We start from the raw sequence: 14,567 nt of genomic DNA, 5'->3' as shown, positions 1-14,567 counted from the left end.
TGCCTCCTCCGTTTGCTTTTTGAGAATCCGGAGCAGGGTTTTGGCGAGCACGATGATCACTACGCTGGACAGGTCCTCGCGGGCCGCAGCGCGCGGCCTCAGCGACATTTCGATCCGCAATCTCTTCATCATCCCGACGATCCTGTTCCTGATCGTCTTCAACATCTTTCCGTTGATCTATTCGCTCGGCTATTCCTTCACCGATTTCCGCGCGTCGACCAACGCGCCGGCTAATTTCGTCGGGCTGCAGAACTATCGCGATCTGCTCAACGACCCCTATGTCTGGTCGAACTTCGCCATCACCGCGAAATATGTGATTGTCTCGGTCGTCGGACAACTGCTTGTCGGCTTTGGCGTGGCGATGCTGCTCAACCGGGATATTCCGCTCAAGGGCCTTATCACTACGCTGCTGTTACTGCCGATGATGCTTTCGATGGCCGTCGTCGGCCTGTTCTGGAAACTGCTTTACGACCCTTCATGGGGCGTCATCAACTATGCGCTCGGGCTCGGCAATTTCGAGTGGCTGGCAGACCCGAAGATGGCGCTCTATGCGGTCGCCTTGACCGATATCTGGATGTGGTCGCCCTTCGTCATGCTGCTGTCGCTGGCCGGCCTCTCGGCGGTGCCGAAACATCTCTACGAGGCCGCGGCGATCGACCGCGCCGGCCCGTTCTACACCTTCTTCCGCATCACCCTGCCGCTGGTCGCGCCGATCCTGATGATCGCGGTCATTTTCCGCACCATGGAAGCGTTCAAAACCTTCGATCTCGCCTACATCCTGACCAGCCAGCCGACGGCCGAACTTATCTCGATCCGGCTCTACAAGATGGCTTTCCAGGAATGGCAGACGGGGCGCTCCTGCGCCATGGCCTACATCGTGCTGATCATGGTGCTGGCGATCACCAACATCTACGTCAAATACCTCAATAAAGTGAAGGAGCGCTGACAGATGGCCGCCGTCCGCACTTCTTCAGAAATCACCTTCAACCGCATCGCCATCGTCATCGTTCTGCTGGTGACGATCATTTTCCTGGCGCCAATCTACTGGATCGCCTCGACGGCATTCAAGCCGCGCGCCCTCGCCACCACCATCCCGCCGACGGTCATCTTCCAGCCGGAGATATCGCCCTTCGTGAAGCTGTTCACCAAGCGGTCCCAGATGCGCAATCCGCCGACGCCGGAAGAATATGCGGCCGCCCCATGGTGGGAGCGCGTCGTCTTCGACGGCGGCGAAAAGATCGTGCGCGACGGCAAGGGTGAGGTGCAGTGGTCGGGCTATCCGAGCCGCTTCCTGAACTCGCTGATCGTGGCGATCACCTCGACCGTGCTCGCAGTCGGCATGGGCACGTTCACCGCCTACGGCTTCTCGCGCTTCAAGGTGAAGGGAGAGGCGGACCTGCTCTTCTTCATCTTGTCGACGCGCATGCTGCCGCCGGTGGTGGTCGCGATCCCGATGTTCCTGATGTACCGGGCCGTGGGGCTGAACGATTCCCATCTCGGGCTGATCATTCTCTACACCGCCTTCAACCTGTCCTTCTCGGTCTGGCTGATGAAAGGCTTCATCGACGAGATCCCGAAGGAATATGAGGAGGCGGCACTCGTCGACGGCTACACGCGCATGGAAGCCTTCTTCAAGATCGTGCTGCCGGAGGCCGCCACCGGCATCGCCGCCACCGCCGTGTTCTGCTTCATCACGGCGTGGAACGAATATGCCTTCGCGCTGATCATGACCAACCGCCGCGCCCAGACCGCGCCGCCCTTCATCCCGAGCCAGGTCGGCTCCGGCCTGCCCGACTGGACGGTGATCGCCGCCGGCACGTTCCTGTTCCTGCTGCCGGTCGCGATCTTCACCTTCCTGCTCCGCAACCATCTGTTGCGCGGCATGTCCTTCGGAGCGATCCGCAAATGAGCTTTCGCGCGATCAACGAGAAGTATCTGGAGCCTGGATCGCAGATCCTGATGGTGCTGGGCATCGTCGCGCTCTGCCAGCCCTGGAACATGCCGCTCCACACCTACGGCGTGACGATCATCCTGATCGGCCTGATCGGCTTCAACGTCACCTCCAAGATCCCACGCGAGGAGCAGGCCGGCACGGGACACGGAGCCGACCAGCAGGCGCGCAACGCGGGGGCACAGCATTGACCCAGATCGAGCTTCGCGGCGTCCAGAAATTCTTCGGCGCCGTCCAGGTCATCAAGGACCTGAACCTCAAGATCGACGACAACGAGTTCATCGTGCTGCTCGGACAGTCGGGCTGCGGCAAGACGACGACGCTGCGCGCCATTGCCGGGCTGGAGACCATCGACCAGGGCGACATATTGATCGACGGCAAACCGGTGCAGCACCTCAAGGCTGCCGACCGCGACATCGCCATGGTGTTCCAGTCGTTCTCGCTCTATCCGCATATGAACGTCTACGAGAACATCGCCTTTCCGCTGCGCGCGACGCGCAAGAGCAGGAGCGAGATCGACACCGAGGTGCGCTCGGTGGCCAAGACGCTGCAGATCAGCGATCTTCTCAACAAGAAGCCCTCGGCGCTGTCGGGCGGCGACATGCAGCGCGTGGCCATCGGCCGGGCGCTGGTGCGGCGCCCGAAGGCGATGCTGATGGACGAGCCGATCGGCGCGCTCGATGCCAAGCTGCGCGAGGAAATGCGCGCCGAGATCAAGCGGCTGCATATCAAGCAAGGCTCGACCAGCATCTATGTCACGCACGACCAGATCGAGGCGATGAGCCTCGCCGACCGCATCGTCATCATGCATGAGGGCGTGCTGCAGCAGGTCGGCACGCCGGACGAGGTCTATTCGCATCCGGCCAATCTGTTCGTCGCGCAGTTCGTCGGCAGCCCGGTGATGAACGTGGCTGAGGCGACGGTCGCCGAGAATGCGTCGGCTGCTTCCGTCTCCGTCGGCGGCGCGGCCACCGGCTTCGAGTTTCCGCGCGCGCTGCTTTCCAAGCTCAACGGCCATGCCGGCGGCCAGCTGACGCTCGGCATCCGGCCGGAAGGCGTGCTGGTGCGCCGCGAGGCGACGGACGGCTTCCTGCCAGTCGAAACACAGATCGTCGAGCCGCTGGGATCCTTCGATATCGTCGATCTCAAGGTCGGCTCCAAGATGCTGCGCGCCCGCACCAAGAGCGGCTTCATCGGCGGTGCGGGCGAAAAGGTCTATGCGCGGATCGATCCTTCGCAGGCGCATTTCTTCGACGCCGCGAGCGGCAAGTCGCTCGGAGTGAGATTGTAATGGCCCATATCCAGCTGAAGAACATCTCCAAGACGTTCGGCACCCACACGGCTCTGTCCAATCTCGATCTCGACATCGCCGACGGCGAATTCTTCGTGCTGCTCGGCGAGACGGGCGCCGGCAAGACGACGACGCTGAGGATGGTCGCGGGCCTTGAGAAGCCGACCGAGGGCCAGGTCTTCATCGACGGCGTCGACGTCGCCGACTGGGGCGCTGCCGAACGCGACGTGGCGCTGGTGCTGCAGCAATATTCGCTCTATCCGCGCTACACGGTGCGGCAGAACCTCGAATTTCCGCTAAAGCCGAAGATCCGCCGGCTGCCGGATGCCGAGATCAAGGACCGCGTGGCGCGCGCGGCCCGCACGCTCAGGATCGAGCACCTTCTCGACCGCAAGACGGACCGGCTTTCCGGCGGCGAGATGCAGCGCGTGTCGATCGGCCGGGCGATCGTGCGCAAGCCGCGCGTGTTCCTGATGGACGAGCCGCTGTCGGCGCTCGACGCCAAGCTGCGCGAGGCGCTGCGCACGGAATTGAAGAACCTGCAGATGCAGCTTGGCGCCACATTCCTGTTCGTCACGCATGACCAGATCGAAGCCATGTCGATGGGCGACAAGGTCGGCGTGCTCAACCATGGCCGCATCGTCCAGACGGGCACGCCGCATGAGATCTACAACAATCCTCGCGACACCTATGTCGCGAGCTTCGTCGGTTCGCCGCCGATGAACCTCATCGACGGCAGACTGGTCAACGACCGCGCCGTGATGGCGCCGATGAATTTCGAGCTGCCGCTGACAGTTGGGGCCAAGACTTTTGGCGGGGGCAGGACGAGTGGCGCGACCAACGGTCGGCCACTCGTCTTCGGCATCCGTCCGGAGGACGTCTACCTGGAGAGCGGCGCGCCGGTCGAGGCGCACGTCCACGACGTCGAGAACCACGGTGTGGAGAAGATCCTGACGCTCAGGGTCGGCGAAACGATGCTGCGGGCAACCGTGCCGGCCAGGACCGATGTCGCGATCGAACAGCCGGTGCGCTTTGCCTGGAACCCGGACAAGGTGGTGCTGTTCGACAAGGGCAGCGGCGTCAGCCTGCGGCACGCCGGATAGCGGTCAGCAGGATCACGCATTCGGTGTCCGACAGGCAGGCATCGTCATGCATTTCGTCGGCCTTCTGGGGTCCAGTAGGAGCCGGCGGCAACTCGGCCCTGTTGGCTTCGCCGCCCTGCATCTGCCAATGCGCCCAGAGGCCCTTGATGACCACGGCGCGGTAATCGGCGGTGTGGGCATGGACGGGCGCGCTCCAGTTGCGGGGAACCTTCAGCAGCGTGCCGGCCGGGCCTTTCGTTCGTTCGCCCCATAGCGGGCCAAGGCGCTGTGGCTGGCCCGGCGCTTCGACGGCAGGTAGCTGTCCTCGAGCGCGAAAGCCGGGCTTGGCAGGATGGCGAGCGCGGCAAGCGCAAGCGCAAGCGATGCAAGATGATTGGGCATGCTGTTTCCTCCGTCAGCCAGCCTATGCCGCCTCGGCCGGCGGGAATGACACGGTGTCCAAAGGACTTGGCAATTCCTCCAGCCTGGCCACCGGCTGCTTGTAATCAGGATTGTTCGTCGGCGCCGGTGTGACGGAAATGGCTCGGCGCCACGCCCATCACCCGCTTGAAGGCGCGGCTGAAGGAGGCTTCCGAATCGTAACCCAGCCTCGATGCCGCCACCGAAACCCGCATGCCGTCGCGGGTGAGCCATTGCCGGGCCTGGTGCATGCGCACACGCAGCACATATTTGGCCGGCGTCTCACCGACCACGGTGGCGAAGCGCTGCGCAAAGGCGGAGCGTGAGGCGCCCATCATCCTGGCCAGCGCCTCGACCGTCCAGTCGCGCTCCGGCTGCAGGTGGATAGCGGCAAGCACCTTGCCGACATCCGGGTTGCGCACGGCGGCGATCCATCCGGTGGCGTCGCCGCAGCCATTCTCCACCCAGGAGCGGATGATGGTGGCCGCGAGCACGTCGGCCAGGCGGGCGAGGATGCCGCCGGAGCCGACGCGGTCCATCGTCACCTCGCCCGCCATCGCGTCGAGCAGATGCTGGATGCCGGGCGCGTTGGCCATCAGCTTATGCGCCTGCATCAGGTCGGGCATCATCTCCAGCAGCGGATGCGAGCCGTCGAGGTTGAAATGCATGCTGCCGCAAAACAGCAAGGTCTTGCAGCCGTCGCAGCCGTTCGAGACGTCGTAGATGTTCTCGCACACCGGCTCGATCGTGTAGCGGCCGATCGGCACCGGCGGCACGCCGGGCGCGCTCGCCAGCACATGCTCGTCGCCGCGCGGGATCAGCAGCGCGTCGCCCACCGAGAGCTTTATCCATTCCTTGGCCGGCGAGAACAGCCAGCAGCCTCGCTGTCCGATGAAATGGAAGCGCGCCGCCTTCTGCGCGGGAAAGGAAACGGCCCACGGCTCGCCAAGCACGCAGCGGCCGTAATCGACGCCGTCAAGGCGCAGGCCCCGCAACATGTCGGTCAGCGGGTCGCCGGAAGCCTGCAGAATGGTTTTGGACGAATTGTAATTCATTTCGGCGTTTCTAGCATGGAAACTCCAGCCGGTCACTCCCTATGTTGCGCTGCAGCCAAATGTTGCGCCGCAACCGAATCGAACTGACAGAGCCGCCCGCCGGCATGTAACGGGGGGAGTCCGATCTGGTCATCTCTTGCGTGGCGCCGCAAACAGATCGGAGATTTTGCCATGACCGAACCCGCAACGGGCGCCGTCGACGCCACTATTCTCGACGTAAGCGAGCCGGACGAACGAACCGAACCGGCCTGGGCGGCGGTGGTCTCGCTGGCGCTCGGCGTTTTCGGCCTGGTGACCGCCGAATTCCTGCCCGCCAGCCTGTTGACGCGGCTGGCGCAGGACCTCGGCGTCAGCGAAGGCGCCGCCGGCCAGGCGGTGACGGCGACGGCCGTCGTCGGCGCGATCGCGGCGCCGACCATGGCGATCGTCACCAAGCGGCTCGACCGCCGGTTGGTCATGTGGATCCTCTCCGTCCTTTTGATCGTCTCCAACCTCGTCGCCGCCTTCGCGTCCTCGCTCACCATGCTGCTTCTTGCCCGCGTGGTGCTCGGCGTTGCGCTTGGCGGTTTCTGGTCGATGTCGGCGGCCATGGCGCTGCGGCTTGTGCCGATGCGGCTGATGCCGCGCGCCATGTCGATCATCCTGACCGGCGTCTCGGTCGCCACGGTCACGGCGGCTCCGGTCGGCGCCTATGTCGGCGATATCTGGGGCTGGCGCACCGCCTTCATGATCGCGGCGGTCGTCGGCGGGCTGGCGCTCCTGGTGCAACTCGCCACCCTGCCAAGCCTGCCGCCGACCGCGGTCGCGAGCTTCCGCACGCTGGCCGAGGTGCTGAAGCGACCGATGATCCGGATCGCGCTGCTGGTGGTGCTGCTGGTCGCGTCCGGGCAGTTTGCCGGCTTCACCTATGTGCGGCCGTTCCTGGAGACGGTACCGGCAATGCCGATCGAAACCATCTCGCTGGTGCTGCTCGCCTATGGCATCGGCGGCTTCTTCGGCAATTTCGCCGGCGCCTTCCTGGCCGAGCGCAACCTGAAGATGGCGGTCGGCCTGGCGCCGCTGCTGATCGCCTTGTCGGCGGCGGCGCTGCTCATGCTTGGCGCCTCGCCGATAACGGCGGCTGTAGCAGTCACCGCCTGGGGCTTTGCCTTCGGCGCCGTTCCGGTCGGCCTGCAGACCTGGCTGGTGCGCGCCGCTCCCGACCAGGCCGAGAGCGCCGGCGGCCTGATGGTCGCGACCTTCCAGGTGGCGATCGCGCTTGGCGCCGTCGTCGGCGGCCTTCTGGTCGATCATGCCGGTGTCGCCACCGCCTTCGCCTATAGCGGCGTGGCGACCTTGCTCGCGGCGCTGGTGGCCTTCCTGATGGGACCGAAGCAGGCTGCCGAGTAGCTAAGACTGCTTGCCTCCCAGGCATCGGCCCGGCGGCTCTCACGAGCGCCGGGCCGATAATTTTTAGCTTCAGGCCGCGCCACCGTCGAACTCGAAGACTTCGATGGTCGCCAGGTCGACGTCTTCCAGGCAGTTGATGTTGACATAGGCGGATCGTTCGTTGCCCTCGCTTACATCCTCGGCGAAAGGGTGCATGCCGCAGGTGCGGCAGAAGCGATGCGCGATCGCGCCTTTGCCGAATGTGTAGCGGCCGAGGTCGTCGCCCCAGGCGACCAGATTGAGCTTCTCATGCGGCACGGCCCACAACAGCGCGCCCTTGCGCCGGCAGATCGAGCAATTGCAGCGCACGGCCATGCCAAGCTCGCCCTCGACCTCAAACGCCACCTTGCCGCAGTGGCAGCTGCCTTTGTACAGCATCAGCATCTTCCCATCGCTGGCAGGGTGCAAAGGCACGCTTGCCGGGTTATCTCTTGGCTGGCCCAACATCAGGCCGTGCCTAAAAGACGTTGCAACTTTGCAGGGCCCGACATCGAAAATGCAATCCGTTCGCGACCGTCTTGAAATCATCCTGTCACGTCTTGCCAATCGCGCGGCCGACGAGAAGGTCTATACGAAGCTCTACGCCGAGGCGGCGCGTGCAGCCGCCGATGCGGCCGATGCCCGCCGCAAGGCGGGTGTGAGCCTCGGACCGCTCGACGGGCGCATCGTCTCGATCAAGGACCTGTTCGATGCCGCCGGGGAGCCGACGACCGCCGGGTCACTGATCCATGCCGAGGCCTCAGCCGCCGCGCGAGATGCGGCGATCGTGCGGAGGCTGCGCCAGGCGGGAGCCGTCATCCCCGGCAAGACCAACATGACCGAGTTCGCCTTCACCGCGATCGGCGACAATCCGCATTACGGCACGCCGGGCAATGCCGCCGATGCAAGCCTGATCCCGGGCGGGTCGTCATCGGGGGCGGGCGTTGCGGTCGGCGAGGGCACGAGCGACATCTCGATCGGTTCGGACACCGGCGGCTCGGTGCGCATCCCGGCCTCGCTCAACGGTGTCGTCGGCTTCAAGCCGACGGCGGGGCGGGTGCCTTTGGTAGGCGCTTTTCCGCTGTCGATGACGCTGGATTCGATCGGGCCGCTTGCCGGCAACGTCGCCGATTGCGCGATTGCCGATGCGATCATGGCGGGAACTGAGCCAACGGAGCTTCGGCCGGTCCCACTCGCCGGCCTGCGCGTCGGCATTCCGCGCGGCGACTTGTTCGGCGAGACGCAAGCGGAGGTCGCCGCGGCTTTCGAGGGCTGCATCGACCGGATCGGGCTAGCCGGCGCCCGTGCTGCCGATTTGTCCATCGACGATCTCATCGCCGAGATGCGGGCCGCCACCAAACGCGGGACCATCGCTTCCATGGAAGGTGCGGAAGTGCATGCCGACTGGCTGGCGAGCGGCGCCTCGGTACCGGTCGATCCGCATGTCACCGGGCCGTTGTCGCGCGCGCTGGCCGTTCCCGCTTCCGCCTACATCCGCACGATCCGCCGTCGCGGCGAGCTTGTGGCGGTAATGGCGGAACGGCTGGAGACGATTGATGTGCTGGCCTTGCCGACCGTGCCGATGGTCGCGCCCTCCATTGCCGCCATGGCTGGCGACGAAGCGCTGCGCGACAAGGCGGAAGGGCTGCTCCTGCGCAACACGCAGGTCGCCAACCAGTTCGACCTCTGCGCGATCTCGCTGCCCATGCCCGGCATGAAGCTGCCGGCTGGTGTGATGCTGGTGGGCAAGCACGGGCATGACAGTCATCTGCTGCGCATTGCCGCCGCGGTCGAGACTTTGCTTGGCCGTTGATAGGGCGCGGCGCCCGGGAATTCGCTGTCCCGCTGTCATCTCTGGCTGCATCGTCGGGATGGTCGCCGGGAACTAACCGTCGGCTGGAAAGCGCCGCCGGTAGTGCTCGACGACTTCCGGATTGCGCAGATTGACCGGCAATTTGCCGGCGAGCACCAGCAACGCCTCGCCGGCGGCGCCGACCCCCATGCGCATCATCGATTCCTCGGTGATGCCGGCCATATGCGGGGTGACGATGACATTGTCGAAGCCGAAATAAGGATGGTTGGGCGGCAGCGGCTGCGTGGAAAAAACGTCCAGCGCGGCGCCGCCGATGCGGCCCGCTCGCAACGCTTCGATCAGCGCCTCGTCGTCGACCACCGGGCCGCGCGAGACATTGATCAGCAACGCGTTGGGCTTCATGCGGGCGATGCGCTCGCGGCCGATCAGGCCGCGGGTCTCCTCCGTCAGCGGGCAGCAGAGCACAATGATATCGCTCTGCTCGACCAGCGCGTCGATCGACAGGAAGCCGACACGTTCGGGCGCCGGGCGCAGGCTTCGCGTGGTCGCCACGACATTGAGGTCGAAGCCGTGCGCGGCGATATGGCCGACGGCCTGACCGACCGCGCCGAGGCCGACGATGCCGATCGTCTTGCCGGCAAGCTCGCTGGTCGAATTGGCATGCTCGCGCCCCGCAAGCCAGCCCTTGGCGCGCAGGTCGCGGTCCATCGGTCGGAAGCGCCGCAGCAGCGCAAGGGCCACGAACATCACATGCTCGGCGACCGAGCGGGCATTGACGGCGGGCACATTTGCCACCAGCACGCCGGCGGCGGTCGCGGCCTCCACCGGGATCATGTCCAGCCCGGCGCCGTGGCGGATCGCGGCGCGCAGGCTCGAAGCACCCGCAAACAGCTCCGGCGGCAGCGGCGCGCGCACGATGACGATATCGGCATCGCTCGCTTCGGCGATCAGAGTCTTGGGATCGAGCGCGGAAGCGACGGCCAGCCGCCCGGCTCCGGCCAGCATGGCCGTGGCGCGAGGATGCAGCGGATGCGTCGACAGGATCTTGCGCATGAGGTTTTGTTTTTCTCCGCATTTCTGCGACGCCAAGCGACAACGCTTGGCTGCAAAATGCTCTAGGCCTTTTCGAGCGCCGGGCTTTTCGGCTCCATTCCGCGGCCTTCGATGATCCCCTTCCAGTAGCTCTCGGCGCCCTGCAAATGGGCATTCATCAGGGCCTGGGCGAGGTTGCCGTCGCGGCGCAACAGCGCCTCGTAGATCTGGATGTGCTCGGCATGTGAGCGCACGCTGCGTTCGGGATCGTTGAAATAGATCGGCAGGCGCTGCTCGCCCATCAGGTAATAGACGCTGCAGATGTTGTGAAAGACGCTGTTCTTGGTCGCGCGCACGATCTCGAGGTGGAACTCGCGGTCCTCCTTGGCGAGGCCCTCGCCGGCGGCGATGCGCTCTTCGGAGGCTTTCAGGATCTCGCGCAGGCGTTCGAAGTTTTCTTCCGTTGCGCGCGAGCAGGCAAGCTCGGCCGCCTTGATCTCGTGGATCTTGCGCAACTCGACGGTCTCGTAGATCTGCACCGGATCGAGCGGCAGGCCGGCGCGGGCGAAAAGCGCCAGCGCTTCCACGCTCGCCTGCTTGGTGTCGATATAGATGCCGGACTTGGCGCGTCGCTCGACGATGCGCATGGCTTCCAGGATGGCCAGCGCTTCGCGGATCTGGCCACGGCTGACGCCGAAATGCTCCGCCAGCTCGCGCTCCGAGGGCGTGCGGCCGGACTCTTTGTCCGAGTTGGCGAAGAGGTAGGCGGCAAGTTCCGCGAGAAGGTTCTTTTCTTTCATCGTCAAATACGTTGCGCGTGCGCCTCCAGGAATCGCTCGGAGATGGTGAAACCCAATCCAGGCTTTTCAGGGATCGCTATCATACCGTCCTTCGCTTCGACAGTCTCCTCGACAAGGTCGTGGATCATCGGGTTGGCGCCGAGCGAATATTCGATGATGAAGCTGGCGGGCGAGGCGGCACAGACATGCAGCCCGGCAAAGAAGCAGGGCGCGCCGGCCCAAAGGTGCGGCGCGAAACGCAGGTTGAAGGCGCTGGCGATGGTACCGATCTTCATCGCCTCGCTGATGCCGCCGCAGAAGGCGGGATCCGGCTGGAAGATGTCGGCCGATTTCAGCACCGCCAGATCGCGGAAGGCGTAGCGCGTCGCCTCGCTTTCGCCTGTCGCGATCGGCGTCGCGCCCGAGGCGCGCACTTCGGCCATGCCCGGCTTGTCGTCGGCGATCACCGGTTCCTCGAACCAGGCAAGGTCGAGATCGGCGGTGAGCTTGATGAAGCGCTTGGCCTCGGCGACGGTGTAAGTGCCATGCGCGTCGACCATCAGATCGACATCGGGCCCGATCGCCTGCCTTGCGGCGCGGACGCGCGCGGCCGAGACATGCGGGGCGCCGTCCATGGCGCCGACGCGCATCTTCAGCGCCTTGAAGCCGCCCTTGGCGATATAGGATTTCAACTGCTCGCCGATGGCGTCGGCGGAGGCCCAGCCGCCCGAGGCATAGGCCTGCATCCGCTCGACCTTGCGGCCGCCGAGCAGCCGCCATACCGGCTGCCCCAGCGATTTGCCGAGAATGTCCCAGAGCGCGATGTCGACGGCGCTGATCGCCGCGACGCTCATGCCGCGCCGCGCCAGCTGCGGCATGGCATGGCCGGCATGCGCGGCCGTCTCGTACCGCACACCGTTGTAGAGCATTTCCCAGATGATGCCGATGTCGGCCGGATCGCGGCCGATGAGCTGTGGGCCGATCTCGTGGTTGAGCATATGGACGAGCGCGCCATAGCTGCCGGCGCTGCCGGCGGCGTTCTTGCCCTCGCCCCAGCCGACCAGGCCATCGTCGGTTTCGATGCGCAAAATGGCGGCGTCGAACGTCGTCACCTGACCGAAGTCGCTGCGATGCTGCTTCGCGACTTCGATCGGGATACGAACCCACCAGGCCTGGACGCGTTTGATGCGCATGTTTTCCCTTCGGCCCCTCCGCCCGCCGGGTGGAAGGGATAGGTTTCAATCGGAGGCCTACTTGATCAGCGGCAGCAGCGTTTCGGCGGTGATGCGCATCTGGTCGGTGTAGAATTTTTCCGTGAGCACGCTGGAGCCGTGGTCCTGGATGAACTTGAGCTGCTCGGGCGAGATGTCGACCGGATTGCGCTCGACCATCTCAGGATAGGGCGCCGCCGGCGTGCGGTCGACGGGCGCGACGAACTCGTTGGTCAGCGCGCCGTCATAGCCGACTTCCTTCAGCGTGCGCACGATCTTCGGCCAGTCGATCTGGCCAAGGCCGGCGGCGAAGCGGTTGTTGTCGGCGACATGGAAATCGAACAGGCGCTTGCCGACCTGGCGGATCGCATCATAGACGTTAAATTCCTCCATGTGGATATGGTAGGCGTCGAGGCAGACGCCGCATTCGGGGCTCACCGCATCGGCGAGCGCCAGCGCCTGGGCGCCGCGGTTGAAGAGATAGGTCTCGAAGCGGTTGAGCGGCTCGACGGCGATCCTGACGCCGACCTTCTTGGCATGGGTGAAACACTCGCGCGTGGCGTCGACCACCCAGCCCCATTCCTCCGCCTCGGTGCCGTCCGGCACGACCTTGCCGACAGTCGCGGGCACCAGCGTGATGATCTCGCCCTCGAGCTCGCTCACCATGGTGAGCACGTCCTTGACATACTGGACCGAGCGCTCGCGCTGGCCCTGGTCCTTGGCGGCGAGGTTGCGCTCGCCCAGCATCAGCGTCACCGAACCCCAGCAGCGTATGCCGTGCTCCTTCAGAAGCGCACGCGTCTCCTTGGTCTTGTACTGCTCGGGCTCGCCGGAAATCTCGATCGATTCGTAGCCGAATTTCTTGATGCGCTTGAGCGTCACCTCCAGCGGCTCCGCCCGCATCCAATTGTGCGTCGAAAGATGCATGGTCTATCCTTCCCAGAATTCGCCTGTCACGTTTTACCCCACGACGGCTCCGATAGAAGCGGTCGCACGTTTCCTCCCCAAGGCGTTTGCCAGCATTTTCTTGAAACTGGTTCGACCAATTGGGCCTTCCATGACCTCTACAGCAAATTTTCCTGCACGGCAAGAAGTGGGTGGATGACACCAAATCAATCGGTCAATAGTCTGATTTTATACGGTAATTTCGCTCATTTGTTCGAAAGCCTGCGCCGTCCTCGTCGATTTGGACCGCTTGACCGAATTTCGGGATTTGGTAATACCAGAATGGCGCGACGCATAGACGCCGACAGTATTGACCAAACAGGCTGGCCCTCACTTCAATCGGCGCTATGCTTGGTCGCGAAAACAATGAGGGAGGATGCCGATGCCGACGACGATGAAGGGCCCCGGCCTGTTTCTGGCGCAGTTCGCGGGCGATGCCGCGCCGTTCAATTCGCTGGCTTCGATCACCAAATGGGCGGCCGGGCTCGGCTACAAGGGCGTGCAGATCCCGACCTGGGACGGGCGCCTGTTCGACCTCAAGAAGGCGGCGTCGTCGAACGCCTATTGTGACGAGGTGAAAGGCATCTGCGCCGATGCCGGCGTCGAGATCACGGAATTGTCGACGCATCTGCAGGGCCAACTGGTCGCCGTTCATCCAGCCTATGACGCGCAGTTCGACGGCTTCGCGCCGGCCGAAGTGCACAACAACCCCAAGGCGCGCCAAAAATGGGCAGTCGAGCAGATGAAGTTCGGCGCCAAGGCATCGAGGAATCTCGGGCTGAATGCTTCGGTGTCGTTCACCGGCTCGCTGGCTTTCCCCTACCTTTATCCGTTCCCGCAGCGGCCGGCCGGGCTGATCGAGGAGGCCTTCTCCGAACTCGGCAAGCGCTGGAAGCCGATCCTCGATGTCTACGAGGACAATGGCGTCGATGTCGGTTATGAGATCCACCCTTCCGAGGACGTGTTCGACGGCGCCACCTTCGAGATGTTCCTCGACGCGGTCGGCGGCCACAAGCGCTGCAACATCAACTACGACCCGTCGCATTTCCTGCTGCAGCAGCTCGATTATCTCGAGTTCATCGACATCTACCACGAGCGGATCAAGGCGTTCCACGTCAAGGACGCCGAGTTCAATCCGACCGGGCGGCAAGGCGTCTATTCCGGCTACCAGGGCTGGGTGAACCGGGCGGGCCGCTTCCGTTCGCTGGGAGACGGGCAGGTGGATTTCGGCGGCATCTTCTCCAAGCTTACCCAGTACAACTACGATTCCTGGGCGGTGCTGGAGTGGGAATGCTGCCTGAAACATCCCGAGGACGGGGCGGCCGAAGGCGCGCCCTTCATCCAGCATCACATCATCCGGGTCACGGAGAAAGCCTTCGACGATTTCGCCGGCGGCACCAGCGACAAGAAGCTGTTGCGGGCGATGATGGGGATTTGACCTACGAACTCTGCTTGAGGAGATTCGGCCACAGGTCCGGGTGGGTTGAATCCCAAGTCGCAGCGGACTCTTATACCCCAACCCCGACGCTGCGCGTCGACCTTCCCGCAAGGGGGAGGGTGAGGAGCTAAAGAGAGGACAAG

Annotated in this window: 14 protein-coding genes and 1 pseudogene; 8 read left to right on the top strand and 7 right to left on the bottom strand. The window is 64.4% G+C overall.

What is annotated here, in order from left to right; genetic code table 11:
* The first annotated feature begins 40 nt into the window (after positions 1 to 40).
* From FJ424_RS20070 to FJ424_RS20050, 5 genes are read left to right on the top strand one after another with little or no spacing between them, the layout of a single operon-like run.
* Positions 41 to 946: a sugar ABC transporter permease gene (locus FJ424_RS20070; protein WP_140644644.1), complete on the top strand. Its 906-nt coding sequence runs from the start codon at positions 41 to 43 to the stop codon at positions 944 to 946.
* Between the two features lie 3 nt (positions 947 to 949).
* Positions 950 to 1,909: a carbohydrate ABC transporter permease gene (locus FJ424_RS20065; protein ID WP_140644643.1), complete on the top strand. Its 960-nt coding sequence runs from the start codon at positions 950 to 952 to the stop codon at positions 1,907 to 1,909.
* Positions 1,906 to 2,142 carry a hypothetical protein gene (locus tag FJ424_RS20060; RefSeq protein ID WP_140644642.1) on the top strand — a complete coding sequence of 79 codons (237 nt, stop codon included), beginning with the start codon at positions 1,906 to 1,908 and terminating at the stop codon, positions 2,140 to 2,142. The genes FJ424_RS20065 and FJ424_RS20060 overlap by 4 nt, the downstream gene beginning before the upstream one ends.
* On the top strand, positions 2,139 to 3,242 hold the full coding sequence (locus tag FJ424_RS20055) for an ABC transporter ATP-binding protein (protein ID WP_140644641.1): 1,104 nt from the start codon (positions 2,139 to 2,141) through the stop codon (positions 3,240 to 3,242). The genes FJ424_RS20060 and FJ424_RS20055 overlap by 4 nt, the downstream gene beginning before the upstream one ends.
* On the top strand, positions 3,242 to 4,345 hold the full coding sequence (locus FJ424_RS20050; protein WP_140654395.1) for an ABC transporter ATP-binding protein: 1,104 nt from the start codon (positions 3,242 to 3,244) through the stop codon (positions 4,343 to 4,345). Before FJ424_RS20055 ends, FJ424_RS20050 begins: the two co-directional genes overlap by 1 nt.
* On the opposite strand, the pseudogene FJ424_RS20045 reads toward FJ424_RS20050, so the two are convergent.
* Together FJ424_RS20045 and FJ424_RS20040 are read right to left on the bottom strand one after the other, a co-directional pair.
* Positions 4,323 to 4,726: pseudogene (locus FJ424_RS20045) on the bottom strand (DUF4437 domain-containing protein). The gene FJ424_RS20050 and the pseudogene FJ424_RS20045 overlap by 23 nt on opposite strands.
* A 104-nt stretch (positions 4,727 to 4,830) precedes the next feature.
* Entirely contained in the window at positions 4,831 to 5,799 is a 969-nt protein-coding gene (locus tag FJ424_RS20040) for an AraC family transcriptional regulator (protein WP_140644639.1), read from the bottom strand.
* A 171-nt stretch (positions 5,800 to 5,970) separates the two neighbouring features.
* Between FJ424_RS20040 and FJ424_RS20035 the strand changes: the two genes are divergently transcribed.
* Positions 5,971 to 7,188 carry an MFS transporter gene (locus FJ424_RS20035; protein WP_140654397.1) on the top strand — a complete coding sequence of 406 codons (1,218 nt, stop codon included), beginning with the start codon at positions 5,971 to 5,973 and terminating at the stop codon, positions 7,186 to 7,188.
* A gap of 69 nt (positions 7,189 to 7,257) precedes the next feature.
* On the opposite strand, the gene FJ424_RS20030 is transcribed toward FJ424_RS20035, so the two are convergent.
* Positions 7,258 to 7,605: a GFA family protein gene (locus FJ424_RS20030; protein ID WP_140654399.1), complete on the bottom strand. Its 348-nt coding sequence runs from the start codon at positions 7,603 to 7,605 to the stop codon at positions 7,258 to 7,260.
* A 118-nt stretch (positions 7,606 to 7,723) separates the two neighbouring features.
* On the opposite strand from FJ424_RS20030, the gene FJ424_RS20025 reads away from it, so the two are divergent.
* The gene (locus tag FJ424_RS20025) at positions 7,724 to 9,019 is read left to right on the top strand and encodes an amidase (protein ID WP_140654401.1); all 1,296 of its coding nucleotides are present in this window, start codon (positions 7,724 to 7,726) and stop codon (positions 9,017 to 9,019) included.
* Positions 9,020 to 9,091: 72 nt separating this feature from the next.
* On the opposite strand, the gene FJ424_RS20020 is transcribed toward FJ424_RS20025, so the two are convergent.
* The 4 genes from FJ424_RS20020 to FJ424_RS20005 form a co-directional block, all read right to left on the bottom strand.
* Complete coding sequence (locus tag FJ424_RS20020; protein WP_140654403.1) at positions 9,092 to 10,072, bottom strand: hydroxyacid dehydrogenase; 981 nt, start codon at positions 10,070 to 10,072, stop codon at positions 9,092 to 9,094.
* 62 nt (positions 10,073 to 10,134) lie between these two features.
* Positions 10,135 to 10,851: a FadR/GntR family transcriptional regulator gene (locus tag FJ424_RS20015; protein ID WP_140644634.1), complete on the bottom strand. Its 717-nt coding sequence runs from the start codon at positions 10,849 to 10,851 to the stop codon at positions 10,135 to 10,137.
* A 2-nt stretch (positions 10,852 to 10,853) separates the two neighbouring features.
* A complete protein-coding gene (locus FJ424_RS20010) occupies positions 10,854 to 12,023 on the bottom strand; it encodes a mandelate racemase/muconate lactonizing enzyme family protein (RefSeq protein ID WP_140654405.1) in 1,170 nt (389 codons plus the stop codon).
* A gap of 57 nt (positions 12,024 to 12,080) precedes the next feature.
* Entirely contained in the window at positions 12,081 to 12,968 is an 888-nt protein-coding gene (locus FJ424_RS20005; protein ID WP_140654407.1) for a sugar phosphate isomerase/epimerase, read from the bottom strand.
* A gap of 400 nt (positions 12,969 to 13,368) precedes the next feature.
* On the opposite strand from FJ424_RS20005, the gene FJ424_RS20000 reads away from it, so the two are divergent.
* The gene (locus tag FJ424_RS20000) at positions 13,369 to 14,424 is read left to right on the top strand and encodes a sugar phosphate isomerase/epimerase (RefSeq protein ID WP_140654409.1); all 1,056 of its coding nucleotides are present in this window, start codon (positions 13,369 to 13,371) and stop codon (positions 14,422 to 14,424) included.
* Positions 14,425 to 14,567 lie beyond the last annotated feature (143 nt).

The sequence above is a fragment of the Mesorhizobium sp. B3-1-8 genome, assembly GCF_006439495.1.
Classification (GTDB): Bacteria; Pseudomonadota; Alphaproteobacteria; order Rhizobiales; family Rhizobiaceae; genus Mesorhizobium.
Note: the sequence above shows the minus strand (reverse complement) of the source record. Positions and strands in the feature narration are given on the sequence as shown.

Coding starts and splice junctions, on each gene's coding strand:
- FJ424_RS20060 (WP_140644642.1), top strand. CDS start 1,906: ATGAGCTTTCGCGCGATCAACGAGAAGTATCTGGAGCCTGGATCGCAG.
- FJ424_RS20020 (WP_140654403.1), bottom strand. CDS start 10,072: ATGCGCAAGATCCTGTCGACGCATCCGCTGCATCCTCGCGCCACGGCC.
- FJ424_RS20025 (WP_140654401.1), top strand. CDS start 7,724: ATGCAATCCGTTCGCGACCGTCTTGAAATCATCCTGTCACGTCTTGCC.
- FJ424_RS20050 (WP_140654395.1), top strand. CDS start 3,242: ATGGCCCATATCCAGCTGAAGAACATCTCCAAGACGTTCGGCACCCAC.
- FJ424_RS20005 (WP_140654407.1), bottom strand. CDS start 12,968: ATGCATCTTTCGACGCACAATTGGATGCGGGCGGAGCCGCTGGAGGTG.
- FJ424_RS20035 (WP_140654397.1), top strand. CDS start 5,971: ATGACCGAACCCGCAACGGGCGCCGTCGACGCCACTATTCTCGACGTA.
- FJ424_RS20040 (WP_140644639.1), bottom strand. CDS start 5,799: ATGAATTACAATTCGTCCAAAACCATTCTGCAGGCTTCCGGCGACCCG.
- FJ424_RS20010 (WP_140654405.1), bottom strand. CDS start 12,023: ATGCGCATCAAACGCGTCCAGGCCTGGTGGGTTCGTATCCCGATCGAA.
- FJ424_RS20015 (WP_140644634.1), bottom strand. CDS start 10,851: ATGAAAGAAAAGAACCTTCTCGCGGAACTTGCCGCCTACCTCTTCGCC.
- FJ424_RS20065 (WP_140644643.1), top strand. CDS start 950: ATGGCCGCCGTCCGCACTTCTTCAGAAATCACCTTCAACCGCATCGCC.
- FJ424_RS20000 (WP_140654409.1), top strand. CDS start 13,369: ATGCCGACGACGATGAAGGGCCCCGGCCTGTTTCTGGCGCAGTTCGCG.
- FJ424_RS20030 (WP_140654399.1), bottom strand. CDS start 7,605: ATGCTGTACAAAGGCAGCTGCCACTGCGGCAAGGTGGCGTTTGAGGTC.